The organism is Streptomyces ipomoeae 91-03 (assembly GCF_000317595.1).
Lineage (GTDB): Bacteria > Actinomycetota > Actinomycetes > Streptomycetales > Streptomycetaceae > Streptomyces > Streptomyces ipomoeae.
The window spans coordinates 1-16,576 of the sequence record NZ_AEJC01000550.1 but is presented as its reverse complement, the minus strand read 5'-3'; the positions used below and the strand labels follow the sequence as shown (position 1 = coordinate 16,576).

At 66.4% G+C, this 16,576-nt stretch carries 11 protein-coding genes; all 11 read right to left on the bottom strand.

Annotated elements, in window-relative coordinates; genetic code table 11:
* Positions 1–49: 49 nt before the first annotated feature.
* The 11 genes from tuf to STRIP9103_RS52905 all read right to left on the bottom strand — a co-directional run bounded on the left by tuf (position 50) and on the right by STRIP9103_RS52905 (position 16,163).
* Positions 50–1,243: an elongation factor Tu gene (tuf, locus tag STRIP9103_RS35855; RefSeq protein WP_009330723.1), complete on the bottom strand. Its 1,194-nt coding sequence runs from the start codon at positions 1,241–1,243 to the stop codon at positions 50–52.
* Positions 1,244–1,398: 155 nt separating this feature from the next.
* Positions 1,399–3,525, bottom strand: coding sequence for an elongation factor G (gene fusA / locus STRIP9103_RS35850; RefSeq protein WP_009330714.1), 2,127 nt, complete (start codon positions 3,523–3,525; stop codon positions 1,399–1,401).
* A 39-nt stretch (positions 3,526–3,564) separates the two neighbouring features.
* Positions 3,565–4,035 carry a 30S ribosomal protein S7 gene (rpsG, locus tag STRIP9103_RS35845; RefSeq protein WP_009330725.1) on the bottom strand — a complete coding sequence of 157 codons (471 nt, stop codon included), beginning with the start codon at positions 4,033–4,035 and terminating at the stop codon, positions 3,565–3,567.
* A 2-nt stretch (positions 4,036–4,037) separates the two neighbouring features.
* Positions 4,038–4,409, bottom strand: coding sequence for a 30S ribosomal protein S12 (rpsL, locus tag STRIP9103_RS35840; protein ID WP_007823146.1), 372 nt, complete (start codon positions 4,407–4,409; stop codon positions 4,038–4,040).
* Between the two features lie 264 nt (positions 4,410–4,673).
* On the bottom strand, positions 4,674–5,213 hold the full coding sequence (locus STRIP9103_RS35835; protein WP_009330716.1) for a DUF1707 and DUF4190 domain-containing protein: 540 nt from the start codon (positions 5,211–5,213) through the stop codon (positions 4,674–4,676).
* A gap of 186 nt (positions 5,214–5,399) precedes the next feature.
* A complete protein-coding gene (locus STRIP9103_RS35830) occupies positions 5,400–9,311 on the bottom strand; it encodes a DNA-directed RNA polymerase subunit beta' (RefSeq protein WP_009330731.1) in 3,912 nt (1,303 codons plus the stop codon).
* Between the two features lie 93 nt (positions 9,312–9,404).
* Complete coding sequence (rpoB, locus tag STRIP9103_RS35825; RefSeq protein WP_009330720.1) at positions 9,405–12,890, bottom strand: DNA-directed RNA polymerase subunit beta; 3,486 nt, start codon at positions 12,888–12,890, stop codon at positions 9,405–9,407.
* 604 nt (positions 12,891–13,494) lie between these two features.
* Positions 13,495–13,881 carry a 50S ribosomal protein L7/L12 gene (gene rplL / locus STRIP9103_RS35820; RefSeq protein ID WP_086019362.1) on the bottom strand — a complete coding sequence of 129 codons (387 nt, stop codon included), beginning with the start codon at positions 13,879–13,881 and terminating at the stop codon, positions 13,495–13,497.
* A 121-nt stretch (positions 13,882–14,002) separates the two neighbouring features.
* The gene (rplJ, locus tag STRIP9103_RS35815) at positions 14,003–14,533 is read right to left on the bottom strand and encodes a 50S ribosomal protein L10 (RefSeq protein WP_009330729.1); all 531 of its coding nucleotides are present in this window, start codon (positions 14,531–14,533) and stop codon (positions 14,003–14,005) included.
* 293 nt (positions 14,534–14,826) lie between these two features.
* A complete protein-coding gene (locus tag STRIP9103_RS35810; RefSeq protein ID WP_181800312.1) occupies positions 14,827–15,741 on the bottom strand; it encodes a LolA-like protein in 915 nt (304 codons plus the stop codon).
* Between the two features lie 296 nt (positions 15,742–16,037).
* A complete protein-coding gene (locus tag STRIP9103_RS52905; protein WP_258539873.1) occupies positions 16,038–16,163 on the bottom strand; it encodes a hypothetical protein in 126 nt (41 codons plus the stop codon).
* Positions 16,164–16,576 lie beyond the last annotated feature (413 nt).

Here is a 16,576-nt window from a genome sequence, read left to right as displayed (position 1 = left end):
CTTCAGGAGCTCAGCTCATCAAGCTGGAGCTACCAGGTCGAGCTCAAGATCACTTCGTGATCTTGGTGACCTGGCCGGCGCCCACGGTCCGGCCACCCTCACGGATGGCGAACTTCAGGCCCTCCTCCATGGCGACGGGCTGGATGAGCTCGACCTTCATCTCAGTGTTGTCGCCCGGCATGACCATCTCGGTGCCCTCGGGGAGGGTCACAACACCGGTCACGTCAGTCGTACGGAAGTAGAACTGCGGACGGTAGTTGTTGAAGAACGGCGTGTGGCGGCCACCCTCGTCCTTGGAGAGGATGTAGGCCTGCGCCTCGAACTCGGTGTGCGGGGTGACCGAGCCCGGCTTGATGATGACCTGGCCGCGCTCGACGTCCTCGCGCTTGATGCCACGGAGGAGCAGACCGACGTTCTCACCGGCCTGGCCCTCGTCGAGCAGCTTGCGGAACATCTCGATGCCGGTGACCGTGGTGGTGGTCTTCTCCTGCTTGATACCGATGATGTCCACGGTCTCGTTGACCTTGAGGACACCACGCTCGATACGGCCGGTGACGACCGTACCGCGACCGGTAATCGTGAAGACGTCCTCGATCGGCATCAGGAACGGCTTGTCGACGTCGCGCTCCGGCTCCGGGATCGACTCGTCGACGGCCTTCATCAGGTCCAGGACCGACTGGCCCCACTCCTTGTCGCCCTCGAGCGCCTTGAGCGCCGAGACGCGGACGACCGGAAGGTCGTCGCCCGGGAACTCGTACTCCGAGAGCAGCTCACGGACCTCGAGCTCGACGAGCTCCATGATCTCCTCGTCGTCCACCATGTCGGCCTTGTTCAGGGCGACGACGATGTACGGAACGCCGACCTGGCGGGCCAGGAGCACGTGCTCCTTGGTCTGCGGCATCGGACCGTCGGTCGCGGCGACCACGAGGATCGCGCCGTCCATCTGGGCGGCACCGGTGATCATGTTCTTGATGTAGTCCGCGTGACCCGGGCAGTCGACGTGGGCGTAGTGACGCGTCTCCGTCTGGTACTCGACGTGCGCGATGGAGATGGTGATACCGCGCTGACGCTCCTCAGGAGCCTTGTCGATCTGGTCGAAGGCCGAGGCCTCGTTGATGTCCGGGAACGCGTCGTGCAGCACCTTGGTAATGGCGGCCGTGAGGGTCGTCTTACCGTGGTCGATGTGACCGATGGTGCCGATGTTGACGTGCGGCTTAGTCCGCTCGAACTTCGCCTTCGCCACTGGGGTCCTCCTGTGGAGTGGTTCTGAACGCCTTGCTTCATCGGCGCCAGGTGATCTTTGCTGGAAAGCCCGGGCCCAGAGGCAAACACCCGTGTTTGCGGGGGTTTGCCCCTCAAGGCTCCGGAGTCAAGCCTAAAGCGTGGGAACGCGGTGCGTTACTCGCCCTTGGCCTTCGCGATGATCTCCTCGGCGACGTTCCGCGGAACCTCGGCGTAGGAGTCGAACTGCATGGAGTAGCTGGCACGGCCGGACGTCTTGCTGCGCAGGTCGCCGACGTAACCGAACATCTCCGAGAGGGGCACGAGGCCCTTCACGACGCGGGCACCGGCCCGCTCCTCCATGGCCTGGATCTGACCACGGCGGGAGTTGATGTCGCCGATGACCTCACCCATGTAGTCCTCGGGCGTGGTGACCTCGACGGCCATCATCGGCTCAAGGAGAACGGGGCTGGCCTTGCGCGCGGCCTCCTTGAAGGCCTGCGAACCGGCGATCTTGAACGCGAGCTCGGAGGAGTCGACCTCGTGGTAGGCGCCGTCGAGCAGCGTCACGCGGACACCGGTCATCTCGTAACCGGCGAGGATGCCGAACTGCATGGCCTCCTGCGCACCGGCGTCCACCGAAGGGATGTACTCCTTCGGGATGCGGCCACCGGTCACCTTGTTCACGAACTCGTACGAGGCGTCGCCGCTCTCGATGGGCTCGATCGCGATCTGCACCTTGGCGAACTGACCAGTACCACCGGTCTGCTTCTTGTGCGTGTAGTCCACGCGCTCGACGGCCTTGCGGATCGTCTCGCGGTACGCGACCTGCGGCTTGCCGACGTTGGCCTCGACCTTGAACTCACGGCGCATACGGTCGACCAGCACCTCGAGGTGCAGCTCGCCCATGCCACCGATGATGGTCTGGCCGGTCTCCTCGTCCGAGTGGACCTGGAAGGACGGGTCCTCCTCGGCCAGGCGCTGGATCGCGACGCCCAGCTTCTCCTGGTCGCCCTTCGACTTGGGCTCGATGGCGACCTGGATGACCGGCGCCGGGAAGTCCATGGACTCCAGGATCACCGGCTGCTTCTCGTCGCACAGCGTCTCACCGGTCGTGGTCTGCTTCAGACCCATGACGGCGATGATGTCGCCGGCGCCCACCGAGTCGATCTCCTCACGCTTGTTGGCGTGCATGCGGTAGATCTTGCCGATGCGCTCCTTCTTGCCCTTGACGGAGTTCAGCACGGCGGTGCCGGACTCCAGGCGGCCCGAGTAGACCCGGACGAAGGTGAGCTTGCCGAGGTGCGGGTCGCTCATGATCTTGAACGCCAGCGCGGAGAGCGGCTCGCCGTCGGACGGCTTGCGCTTGACGACCTCCTCCGGGTCGTTGACGGCGTGACCCTCGATGGCCTCGACGTCAAGCGGGGTGGGGAGGTAGCGCACGACCGCGTCGAGCAGGGGCTGGACGCCCTTGTTCTTGAACGCGGTGCCACAGAACACCGGGGTGACCGTGGTGTCCGTGGACTTGCCGGACGCGATGGTGATGCGACGGATCGCGGCGTACAGCTGCTCCTCGGTGGGCTCGTCGCCCTCCAGGTACAGCTCCATGATCTCTTCGTCGTTCTCGGCGACGGCCTCGATGAGCTTGCCGCGGTACTCCTCGGCAGCCTCGGCGTGCGTGGCCGGGATGTCGACGACGTCGTACATCTCGCCCTTGGCGGCTTCGGCGGACCACACGAGCGCCTTCATGCGGACCAGGTCCACGACGCCCTTGAAGTCGGCCTCGGCGCCGATCGGGAGCTGCATGACGAGCGGCTGGGCGCCCAGGCGGTCCGAGATCATGTCCACGCAGCGGTGGAACTCGGCGCCGGTGCGGTCCAGCTTGTTGACGAAGCAGATGCGGGGCACGCCGTAACGGTCGGCCTGACGCCACACCGTCTCGGACTGCGGCTCCACACCGGCAACGCCGTCGAACACCGTCACGGCACCGTCGAGAACGCGGAGCGAACGCTCCACCTCGACGGTGAAGTCGACGTGACCCGGGGTGTCGATGATGTTGATGGTGTGGTCGACACCCTCAAGCGGCCAGTGACAGGTGGTGGCAGCAGAGGTGATCGTGATGCCACGCTCCTGCTCCTGCTCCATCCAGTCCATGGTGGCGGCGCCGTCGTGGACCTCACCGATCTTGTAGCTGACGCCGGTGTAGAAGAGGATCCGCTCGGTGGTGGTCGTCTTGCCCGCGTCGATGTGGGCCATGATCCCGATGTTGCGGACCCTGGCCAGGTCAAGTGAAGTGGTAGCCATAAGGCTTCGGTCTTCTCTCGGTCTCGATGGGGTCTGCGACTACCAGCGGTAGTGCGCGAAGGCCTTGTTGGACTCGGCCATCTTGTGGGTGTCCTCGCGCTTCTTCACGGCCGCACCGAGGCCGTTCGAGGCGTCGAGAAGCTCGTTGAGCAGACGCTCGGTCATGGTCTTCTCGCGACGGGCGCGGGAGTAACCGACCAGCCAGCGCAGCGCCAGCGTGTTGGCGCGGCCGGGCTTGACCTCGACCGGCACCTGGTAGGTGGCGCCACCGACACGGCGGGACTTGACCTCGAGGGTCGGCTTGATGTTCTCGAGAGCGCGCTTCAGCGTGATGACCGGGTCGTTGCCGGTCTTGTCGCGCAGGCCCTCCATGGCGCCGTAGACGATGCGCTCGGCGGTGGAGCGCTTGCCGTTCAGCAGCACCTTGTTGATGAGCGACGTGACAAGAGGAGAACCGTAGACCGGGTCGATGATGACCGGGCGCTTCGGGGCGGGGCCCTTACGAGGCATTCTTACTTCTCCTTCTTGGCGCCGTAGCGGCTGCGGGCCTGCTTGCGGTTCTTGACACCCTGGGTGTCCAGCGAGCCGCGGATGATCTTGTAGCGAACACCCGGCAGGTCCTTCACACGGCCACCACGCACGAGCACGATGGAGTGCTCCTGCAGGTTGTGTCCCTCACCCGGAATGTAAGCGGTGACCTCGATCCCGCTGGTCAGACGCACACGCGCGACCTTACGCAGGGCCGAGTTCGGCTTCTTCGGGGTGGTCGTGAACACACGCGTGCAGACGCCGCGGCGCTGGGGGGAACCATCCAGTGCGGGCGTCTTGTTCTTCTCGACCTTGTCCTGCCGGCCCTTGCGGACCAGCTGCTGGATCGTAGGCACTACTTCTCCGGTTTCTGTGTGCCGAATGGTGAAGCTAACCCGGAACGTCGCCGACCCACGCGGTCGGGTGTGTCGAAACCGCGACTCTCGCCGTGAGGCAGAAAGGGCGCAGATTACGGTGGCCGCCTACGGCTCCCCCTGTGCGGTTTGAAGGCACGCACGGGAGCCAGGGCACACCCCAGGCACAAGGTCTGAGCGTACCTATCGCATTCGCTACGGTCAAAACAAATGGGCTGCCGCTGTCCTTACGGGGCGCAGCCCCGCTCAGCCGCTGCTCCCCGCCACCCCCGCGATCACCATGATCGTCAGGAAGAAGGCCCAGCCCGCCACCGACAGCCAGCCCAGGATCAGACCGGCCAGGGCGAAGCCCTCGCCGCCCTCGCCCGTGCGCTTCATCTCGGCGCGGGCGGTGTGGCCGAGGATGACGGCCGGGATGCCCGTCAGGCCCATGGTCATGGTCGTCAGGACGCCGCAGACCATCGAGCCGACGGCCTTGCCGTTGGTGGCCGGGGGCGGGACGGGGGCCGGCATGAAGGTGCGCGGGACCATGGGGGCCATGGCGCTCGGCTGTATCGCCGCGGGGCCCTGGGGCAGGTCGGCGACCAGGAGGGCCAGCTCGCCCACCGTGCGCGCCGTGTAGGCCCTCTCGACGCGCTTCTCGTACTCGTCCTGCTGGAGGCGGCCTTCACTGAAGCCCGCCCGCAGAACATCCACGGCACGCTCACGATCGGCATGGGCGGCGAGCAGTGACGGACTACTGGCCTGCGCCTGCCAGGGCATCGGCTGCCACGACGGGTTCGACACGAGAAACACTCCCCCGGACTGGTTGTGCCTCCATGATGAGGCAACGCACGACCCACGGCATCGGTTCCCGAGCCCCGGTTGTGTTGCGGTTCCGCCACACGACAGTACGGCGCTCACGCCGAAGGGCGGCCACCCCGTACGCAACGGGGTGACCGCCCTTCGGTTCAGGCGACTTCGGCCACGCGCTTACTGGTTGTACGGCCCGTAGTCGTAGTCCTCCAGCGGAACGGCCTGGCCGGAGCCGGTGCCGAACGGCGAGTAGTCGATGTCGTCGTAGCCGACGGCCGAGTACATCGCGGCCTTGGCCTCCTCGGTCGGCTCGACCCGGATGTTGCGGTAGCGGGACAGACCCGTACCGGCCGGGATGAGCTTACCGATGATGACGTTCTCCTTGAGGCCGATCAGGGAGTCGGACTTGGCGTTGATCGCCGCGTCCGTGAGGACCCTGGTCGTCTCCTGGAAGGACGCCGCCGACAGCCAGGACTCGGTCGCCAGCGAGGCCTTGGTGATACCCATGAGCTGCGGACGACCGGAGGCCGGGTGACCGCCCTCCTGGACCACACGACGGTTCTCGGTCTCGAACTTCGAGCGCTCGACCAGCTCACCGGGCAGCAGCTCGGCGTCGCCGGACTCGATGATCGTCACGCGGCGGAGCATCTGCCGGATGATGATCTCGATGTGCTTGTCGTGGATCGACACACCCTGCGAGTTGTAGACCTTCTGGACCTCGCCGACCAGGTGGACCTGGACGGCACGCTGGCCCAGGATGCGCAGCACGTCGTGCGGGTTGGTGGCACCCACGGTGAGCTTCTGGCCCACCTCGACGTGCTCGCCCTCGCTGACCATCAGACGGGCACGCTTGGAGATGGGGTAGGCCATCTCGTCGCTGCCGTCGTCCGGGGTGACGACGATCTTCTTGGTCTTCTCGGTCTCCTCGATCCGCACGCGGCCGGAGGCCTCGGAGATCGGGGCGACACCCTTCGGGGTACGGGCCTCGAAGAGCTCGACGACACGCGGCAGACCCTGGGTGATGTCGTCACCGGCCACACCACCGGTGTGGAAGGTACGCATCGTCAGCTGGGTACCGGGCTCACCGATGGACTGGGCGGCGATGATGCCGACCGCCTCACCGATGTCGACCAGCTTGCCGGTGGCCAGCGAGCGGCCGTAGCACATGGCGCAGGTGCCGACGGCGGACTCGCAGGTCAGGACCGAGCGGGTCTTGACCTCCGCGACGCCCTGCGCGATGAGCTCGTCGATGAGCACGTCGCCCAGGTCGGTGCCGGCCGGGGCCAGCACCTTGCCGTCGACCACGATGTCCTCGGCGAGGCAGCGCGCGTACACGGACGTCTCGACGTTCTCCGCCTTGCGCAGCACGCCACCGTCGACCTCCGCGATGTGCAGGCGCAGGCCGCGGTCGGTGCCGCAGTCCTCCTCGCGGATGATGACGTCCTGGGAGACGTCGACCAGACGACGGGTGAGGTAACCCGAGTCGGCGGTACGCAGAGCGGTGTCCGCCAGACCCTTACGGGCACCGTGCGTGGAGATGAAGTACTCCAGCACGGACAGGCCCTCACGGAACGACGCCTTGATCGGACGCGGGATCGTCTCGTTCTTCGCGTTCGACACCAGACCACGCATACCGGCGATCTGACGCATCTGCATCATGTTGCCTCGTGCACCCGAGTTCACCATCATGAAGATCGGGTTGGTCTTCGGGAAATTGTCGTTCATCGCCTCGGCGACCTCGTTGGTCGCCTTGGTCCAGATCGCGATGAGCTCCTGCGTGCGCTCGTCCTTGGTGATCAGACCGCGCTCGTACTGCTTCTGGACCTTCTCGTCCTGCGCCTCGTAGCCGCGGACGATCTCCTTCTTCGCCTCGGGGACGACGACGTCGGAGATGGCGACGGTGACGCCGGAACGGGTGGCCCAGTAGAAGCCGGCCGCCTTCAGGTTGTCGAGCGTCGCCGCCACGATGACCTTGGGGTAGCGCTCGGCGAGGTCGTTGACGATCTCGGAGAGCTGCTTCTTGCCGACCTCGTAGTCGACGAACGGGTAGTCCTCGGGCAGCAGCTCGTTGAAGAGCGCGCGGCCCAGCGTGGTCTTCAGGGTGAAGCTGTCACCCTGCTGCCACACACCGTCCCCGACGCGGTCGTCGCCCTCCTCCGGCACCGGCGGGGTCCAGCCGCGCGGCGGGATGGTGCCCACCGGGAAGCGGATGTCCACGCGCGACTGCAGCGAGAGCTCGCCGGCGTCGAACGCCATGATCGCCTCGGCCACGGACGAGAAGGAGCGGTCCTCGCCCTTGACGTCCCGCATCTCGCCGTCGGTGGTGAGGAAGAACAGACCGAGGACCATGTCCTGGGTCGGCATCGTCACCGGACGGCCGTCGGCGGGCTTGAGGATGTTGTTCGAGGACAGCATCAGGATGCGGGCCTCGGCCTGCGCCTCCGCGGACAGCGGCAGGTGCACGGCCATCTGGTCACCGTCGAAGTCCGCGTTGAACGCGGTGCAGACGAGCGGGTGGATCTGGATGGCCTTGCCCTCGACCAGCTGCGGCTCGAAGGCCTGGATGCCGAGGCGGTGCAGGGTGGGCGCACGGTTCAGCAGAACCGGGTGCTCGGCGATGACCTCTTCGAGGACGTCGTACACGACCGTGCGACCGCGCTCGACCATCCGCTTGGCGCTCTTGATGTTCTGCGCGTGGTTCAGGTCGACCAGGCGCTTCATCACGAACGGCTTGAACAGCTCCAGCGCCATCGCCTTCGGCAGACCGCACTGGTGCAGCTTCAGCTGCGGACCGACGACGATGACGGAACGCGCGGAGTAGTCCACACGCTTACCGAGCAGGTTCTGACGGAATCGACCCTGCTTACCCTTCAGCATGTCGCTGAGGGACTTCAGCGGACGGTTACCGGGACCGGTGACCGGGCGACCACGACGACCGTTGTCGAACAGGGCGTCGACGGCCTCCTGGAGCATGCGCTTCTCGTTGTTCACGATGATCTCGGGCGCGCCGAGGTCGAGAAGCCGCTTCAGTCGGTTGTTCCGGTTGATCACACGGCGGTACAGGTCGTTCAGGTCGGAGGTCGCGAAGCGGCCACCGTCCAGCTGCACCATCGGGCGGAGGTCCGGCGGGATGACCGGGACGCAGTCGAGGACCATGCCCTTGGGGCTGTTGGAGGTCTGCAGGAAGGCGGACACGACCTTCAGCCGCTTGAGCGCACGGGTCTTCTTCTGGCCCTTGCCGGTGCGGATGATCTCGCGGAGGCGCTCGGCCTCCTCGTCCAGGTCGAAGGACTCCAGACGCTTCTGCAGCGCCGCGGCACCCATCGAGCCGTCGAAGTACGTGCCGAAGCGGTCACGCAGCTCGCGGTAGAGGAGCTCGTCGCCCTCCAGGTCCTGGACCTTGAGGTTCTTGAACCGGGTCCACACCTCGTCGAGCCGGTCGATCTCGCGCTGCGAACGGTCGCGCAGCTGCTTCATCTCACGCTCGGCGCCCTCGCGCACCTTGCGGCGCACGTCCGCCTTGGCGCCCTCGGCCTCCAGCTCGGCCAGGTCGGACTCGAGCTTCTTGGCGCGGGCCTCCAGGTCGGCGTCCCGGCGGTTCTCGATCTGCTGCCGCTCGACGGAGACATGCGCCTCCAGGGAGGGCAGGTCGCGCGTACGGCGCTCCTCGTCGACGTACGTGATCATGTACGCCGCGAAGTAGATGACCTTCTCCAGGTCCTTCGGGGCGAGGTCGAGCAGGTAGCCCAGCCGCGACGGAACGCCCTTGAAGTACCAGATGTGGGTGACGGGAGCGGCCAGCTCGATGTGGCCCATCCGCTCACGACGCACCTTCGCGCGGGTCACCTCGACGCCGCAGCGCTCACAGATGATGCCCTTGAAGCGGACACGCTTGTACTTGCCGCAGTAGCACTCCCAGTCCCGGGTAGGACCGAAGATCTTCTCGCAGAAGAGTCCGTCCTTTTCGGGCTTGAGCGTGCGGTAGTTGATGGTCTCGGGCTTCTTGACCTCGCCGTGGCTCCACTGACGGATGTCGTCAGCGGTGGCCAGACCGATCCGGAGCTCGTCGAAGAAGTTGACGTCGAGCACTATGCGTCAATCCCTCTCAGGGTTGTAAGTCTTTGGTCTGATACGGGGGTCCAGGGGCCGGAGACCTTCGAAGTGAAGGTCTCCGGACTCCCGTCAGACCTCTTCGACGCTGCTCGGCTCACGCCGGGACAGGTCGATGCCGAGCTCCTCCGCAGCGCGGAAGACGTCCTCGTCGGTGTCACGCATCTCGATGGACATACCGTCGCTGGACAGCACCTCCACATTCAGGCAGAGCGACTGCATCTCCTTGATGAGCACCTTGAAGGACTCGGGGATGCCGGGCTCGGGGATGTTCTCGCCCTTGACGATGGCCTCGTAGACCTTCACGCGGCCGGTGACGTCGTCGGACTTGATGGTCAGCAGCTCCTGGAGGGCGTACGCGGCGCCGTATGCCTCCAGCGCCCACACCTCCATCTCGCCGAACCGCTGGCCACCGAACTGGGCCTTACCACCCAGCGGCTGCTGGGTGATCATCGAGTACGGGCCGGTCGAACGGGCGTGCAGCTTGTCGTCGACCAGGTGGTGCAGCTTCAGGATGTACATGTAGCCGACCGAGATCGGGTCCGGGAACGGCTCACCCGAGCGGCCGTCGAACAGCCGCGCCTTACCGGTCGGGAGCACCATGCGCTCGCCGTCCCGGTTCGGGATGGTGTGCTGCAGCAGACCCGCCAGCTCGTCCTCGCGCGCACCGTCGAACACCGGGGTGGCGACGTTGGTGCCGGGGGCGACCTGGTCGGCGCCGATGGCCTGCAGACGCTGGGCCCACTCGTCAGCGAGACCGGAGACGTCCCAGCCGCGGCTGGCGAGCCAGCCGAGGTGGATCTCCAGAACCTGCCCCGGGTTCATTCGGGACGGCACACCGAGCGGGTTGAGGATGATGTCGACCGGAGTTCCGTCCTCGAGGAACGGCATGTCCTCGATGGGAAGGATCTTCGAGATGACACCCTTGTTGCCGTGACGGCCGGCGAGCTTGTCACCGTCGGTGATCTTGCGCTTCTGCGCCACGTACACGCGCACGAGCTGGTTGACGCCCGGGGGAAGCTCGTCGCCCTCCTCGCGGTCGAAGACGCGTACGCCGATGACCTTGCCGGTCTCGCCGTGCGGCACCTTCAGCGAGGTGTCACGGACCTCGCGGGCCTTCTCACCGAAGATCGCGCGCAGCAGACGCTCCTCGGGCGTCAGCTCGGTCTCACCCTTGGGCGTGACCTTGCCGACGAGGATGTCACCGGCGATAACCTCGGCACCGATACGGATGATGCCGCGCTCGTCGAGGTCGGCGAGGACCTCCTCGGAGACGTTCGGGATGTCCCGGGTGATCTCCTCGGGGCCGAGCTTGGTGTCACGGGCGTCGACCTCGTGCTCCTCGATGTGGATCGAGGAGAGGACGTCGTCCTGCACGAGGCGCTGCGACAGGATGATCGCGTCCTCGTAGTTGTGACCCTCCCACGGCATGAACGCGACCAGCAGGTTCTTGCCGAGCGCCATCTCGCCCTGCTGGGTGGCCGGACCGTCGGCGAGGACCTGGCCCTCGATGACGCGGTCGCCCTCGTGGACGATGACCTTCTGGTTGACCGAGGTGCCCTGGTTGGAGCGGGCGAACTTGGCCAGACGGTACGTGATGTACGTGCCGTCGTCGTTGGCGGTGGTGATGTAGTCCGCGGAGACCTCCTGGACCACACCCGCCTTCTCGGCCTTGACGACGTCGCCGGCGTCGACGGCGGAGCGGTACTCCATGCCGGTGCCGACGAGCGGGGACTCCGCCTGGATCAGCGGAACGGCCTGGCGCATCATGTTCGCGCCCATGAGGGCACGGTTGGCGTCGTCGTGCTCCAGGAAGGGGATCATGGCGGTCGCGACCGACACCATCTGGCGCGGCGAGACGTCCATGTAGTCCACGTCGTCACCGGCGACGTAGTCGACCTCACCGCCACGACGGCGGACGAGGACGCGGTTCTCGGCGAACCTCATGTCGTCGTTGAGCGTGGCGTTGGCCTGCGCGATGACGAAGCGGTCCTCTTCGTCGGCCGTCAGGTAGTCGACCTCGTCGGTGACCTGACCGTCGACGACCTTGCGGTACGGCGTCTCCACGAAACCGAACGCGTTGACGCGGCCGTAGGAGGCGAGCGAACCGATCAGACCGATGTTCGGGCCTTCGGGCGTCTCGATCGGGCACATACGGCCGTAGTGAGACGGGTGCACGTCACGGACCTCGAAGCCGGCCCGCTCACGCGACAGACCACCCGGGCCGAGCGCGGACAGACGACGCTTGTGCGTCAGCCCGGACAGCGGGTTGTTCTGGTCCATGAACTGCGAGAGCTGGCTGGTGCCGAAGAACTCCTTGATGGAGGCGACGACCGGCCGGATGTTGATCAGGGTCTGCGGCGTGATCGCCTCGACGTCCTGGGTCGTCATACGCTCGCGGACGACACGCTCCATACGCGCCAGACCCGTACGGACCTGGTTCTGGATGAGCTCGCCGACGCTGCGCAGACGACGGTTGCCGAAGTGGTCGATGTCGTCGGTCTCGACGACGATCGTGCCGCCGCTGTCGCCGACCGTCTCGGTCTCGCCCGCGTGCAGCTTCACCAGGTACTTGATCGTCGAGATGATGTCCTCGACGGTCAGGATGCCCGCGTCGAGCGGGGCGTCCGCACCCAGCTTCTTGTTGACCTTGTAGCGGCCGACCTTGGCGAGGTCGTAGCGCTTGGGGTTGAAGTAGAGGTTCTCCAGCAGCGTCTGCGCGGCCTCACGCGTGGGGGGCTCGCCCGGACGCAGCTTGCGGTAGATGTCGAGCAGCGCGTCGTCCTGGCCCTGGGTGTGGTCCTTCTCCAGGGTGGCGCGCATGGACTCGTACTCGCCGAACTCCTCCAGGATCTGCTCGGTCGTCCAACCGAGGGCCTTGAGGAGGACGGTCACGGACTGCTTGCGCTTGCGGTCGATACGGACACCGACCATGTCACGCTTGTCGATCTCCATCTCCAGCCAGGCACCCCGGGACGGGATGATCTTGGCGGAGAAGATGTCCTTGTCGGACGTCTTGTCGATGGAGGAGTCGAAGTAGACACCGGGCGAACGGACCAGCTGCGACACCACGACACGCTCGGTGCCGTTGATGACGAAGGTGCCCTTGTTCGTCATGAGCGGGAAGTCGCCCATGAAGACCGTCTGGGACTTGATCTCACCGGTCTCGTTGTTGGTGAACTCTGCCGTGACGAAGAGCGGGGCGGCGTACGTGAAGTCGCGCTCCTTGCACTCGTCGATGCTGTTCTTCGGCGGCTCGAAGCGGTGGTCGCGGAAGGTCAGCGACATCGACCCGGAGAAGTCCTCGATCGGGGAGATCTCCTCGAAGATCTCCTCCAGGCCGGACTTGGTGGGGACGTCCTGTCCGTTCTCCAGAGCCTCCTCGACCCGACTCTGCCAAGCGGTGTTGCCGAGCAGCCAGTCGAAGCTCTCGGTCTGCAGCGCGAGCAGGTTCGGAACCTCGAGAGGCTCCTTGATCTTTGCAAAGGAGATGCGCAGCGGGGCGGTGCTGGCGCCGTTGTTCGTATTCGCGGTCGAGGCGTTGCGCGAGGCGGCCAAGAGGGGGTCCTTCCGAGGGCTCGGACTCACTACGCGCGTACCGGCCCCCTCGACCGGGCGCAGAGATGGAAAGTCCCAGGTCGGGGACGTCCAATCGTCGGTGCTCGAGCGAGGGCATGCCCCTGGTGACGGGCAGGAGGCAGCTAACAGGCAGCGCAAAGGGTCAGTGTAGCCACTTGGCACACTGATGTCCAGTGCGGGTTTTCGGACCCTCGGAAACCCTCGTTGTTCCTCAACACCTGCGGCAAGCCACGCCCTCGATGCACATCGATACTGCCCTCTTCGTCGCCGATCCATGCCTCGGATTCGGATCCGTGTGACGACGCGTCCTGAGAATTGCGCGCTGCGTGCAGTTCGTCAAGGCCCCCCATGCCCGTCCAGATGCTGCGATCGTCACTCGCGGCCGGTCACCGGGGGTGCGCCGAGGCACGACGATGATCACCATACTCGTCGTCACCCACAGTGCAAGGCAGCCGTCGCTCGACGTCCCCGAACGCCGAAGGGCGACCACCCACATGGGTGATCGCCCTTCGGTACGTCTGCGTTACAGCCCCGTGTTCAGAACTGCGCGGCGGAACGGAGTCCGTGCGGACCCGAAGAGGTCTTACTTGACCTCGACGGAGGCACCGGCGCCCTTGAGGGCCTCGGCGGCCTTGTCCGCGGCCTCCTTGTTGACCTTCTCCAGAACCGGCTTCGGCGCACCGTCGACCAGGTCCTTGGCCTCCTTCAGGCCGAGGGAGGTCAGCTCACGCACGACCTTGATGACCTGGATCTTCTTGTCGCCGGCGCCGGTGAGGACGACGTCGAACTCGTCCTTCTCCTCCTCGACCGGGGCAGCGGCACCCGGGGCACCCGGGGCGGCGACGGCGACCGCGGCGGCGGCAGCGGTGACGTCGAACTTCTCCTCGAACGCCTTCACGAACTCGGAGAGCTGGATGAGGGTCATGTTCTCGAACTCGGCGAGCAGTTCGTCCTGGGTGAGAGCCACGATGGCTTTCCTTCCACTAATTCGGCTGGTGCCGGATGTACATGTCTGGCGGGCGTACGTTCGGCCCGCTACGACCACTGCCTCGGGCGGGAAGCCTCAGGCCGCGGCCATTTCGCGAGCCGAGTTACTCGGCACCGCCCTGCTCGTCCTGCTTGGCACGAAGCGCGTCCACGGTGCGGACGAGCTTCGACGGGAGTGCCTGGAAGACCTGAGCAGCCTGCGTCTGCTTGCCCTTCAGAGCACCCGCCAGCTTGGCGAGCAGAACCTCGCGGGACTCGAGGTCCGCGAGCTTCTTGATCTCGTCGGCGGACAGCGCCTTGCCGTCAAGGACACCGCCCTTGATGACGAGGTTCGGGTTGTCCTTGGCGAAGTCACGAAGACCCTTCGCCGACTCCACCGGGTCACCGGTGACGAAGGCGACCGCCGTCGGACCGTTGAACAGGTCGTCGAGCGTCGTGATCCCGGCCTCGTTGGCCGCAATCTTGGTCAGCGTGTTCTTCACCACGGCGTACTGGGCGTTCTCACCGAGCGAACGACGCAGCGTCTTGAGCTGCGCCACAGTGAGACCCCGGTACTCGGTCAGCACGGCGGCGTTCGAGCTACGGAACTGCTCCGTGAGCTCGGCCACCGCGGCAGCCTTGTCGGGCCTTGCCATAGAGCGTCGGCCTCCTTCCGGGTGATGAGGACCGCTCAGAAGGGGCTGGGACAAACGAAACGCCCCGGCGCAGGCGCACGGGGCGTAGCTCAACCGAACGAGTCCCGTATGAGAACGGAACCGGCCCAGGAGCAACTTCCACAGTCACCTACGCGGGTCGCCCGCATTTCAGCGGATCCTTCGGCCGCCGCGCCCTCTCCCGAGCACACGGCAACGACCAGCGGTCTTTGGCTTCCCCGGAAGGGTACGGGACCGAATCACCGTCAAGCAAATCCGGCCCCGGGGGCCGCCACTCAGCTCACTGTGGCCTCGTCCGCCGACTCACCGAGGTCCACCGTGTCGTCGGCCGCCGGGGGCTCGACGGTCACTGAAGGGTTGACGTCCAGAAAGGTGATGGTCATGTCGAGGGGGCCGGTGTCGACCCAGCGCCCCTCGCCGTCCAGCGCGCTGGTCCGCCCCCGCATGCGGAACTGCTTGGTCCGGCCGTCCTCGTCGACCCACAGGTCCATGGTGAGCGGGCTCTTCACGCGCAGCCGCAGGGCCATGAACTGGTCGAACCCGAGGGTCCGGAGTTCCCGGGTCTCCTTGTCCTTCGCGGCGCCCTGGGCGTCCCTCAGTCCCCGGCTCGTGACCGTGCCCCTGTAGTGGGTGGCACGGGTGCCGTCGACGGTCTCGGTGCCGGCTTCTCGCACGTCCTCGGCGCCGGCCAGGATCGTGGACTGTACGAGCGGGCTGCCGTCCAGTTGGCGGGGCAGGACGCCGTACGACCGGTTGTCCACGGACAGGCCGCCCCAGACGCCCGGCTCGGCCTTGATCCAGCCCTTCCCCTCCGTGTCCCCGAGGACCGTCGTGTCCCCCCGGGTGTACATGGCCCCGTCGACGAACCGGACCTCCACGGGGACGTCCTCGGTGTCGCCCAGCCCGGTGATCTCCATCCGCATGGCCGACGGCTTCACGGTCATGGAGGCCTCGGCCCGCACCTTCCCGTGCTCGGGCAGAGTGCCGGTCACCCGGTAGCGCAGAGAGGTGATGTCCGTCGTCTCCTCCGCCGCCCGGGCCACGGCCTCGGCCGGCGTCACTTTCGGCTTCGCCTCGGCCGCCGCGTCCGACTCCGTACCGCAGGCGGTGACGCCGCCCAGCAATGTCACCGCGACGGCGGCACCGACAGCTCTGCGCCGTCGTACGGAACCGCGCGTGGAAAACCTCATGTGTCCCCCGTAACCTCACGCCCCACCCATGTGGGCCGGAGGGACACTAGCGCGGCCGGGTCCCGGCTGTCCCCGGGTTTCAGCTCGCCGGCAGGGAGCTCATCAAGTCCTTGTAGCCGACGGTCTGGCCGGCCGGCGGCTCCTCCACCGAGACGTCGAGGCACCTCGGTCATGCCGGACGCCTTCAGCTGTTCCTCCAGCTCGGCCCGCTTCTCCTCGCCGAGGCCCGAGTTCTGCTCCTGGAGGTCGGCGACCTTCATCGTGCCCGTGCAGTGGGTGGTGTCCTCGCCCCGCGCCTACTCCTCGTCGACCTTCTCGACGTCGCCGGAGGCCGGCAGGAGCTTCACCGACTGGTTCGGGGTGACGTTCTGGAGGTGGTCCTTCACATACGCGCCGGACGCGCCCCCGATCATGTCCTCCACGTCCTCGTACCTCGTACGCGTACCGGATCCACCGCTTGCCGCCGTACCGCTCGCCGAACAGGTCGCCCATGTCCGCGTAGTAGGCGTCGGGCAGACAGCGGGCCTCCGTCGACGTGATGCCCAGCCGGCGCATCTGGTCGGCCGCCTGGCCGCCGGTGTACACGATGGTCAGGACGCCGTTGAGGCCGTCACCCCGGTCCACCTCGCCGTCCGTCTCGATGGACATCAGCTCGCCCATGCCCCCCGTGGACTCGATCCGCGCCGAGTCGGCGTCGTCCGTGGACCTGTCCGCGAGCCGCAGGGCGATTCGCGCGCTCCGCACACCAGAGCAGCACACTTGCGCGCGCATGCCCGCCCATACGCCAAAACGCCTGTATGCCGGACCCGTATGCCAAAAGGGACGAGCCCCGCAC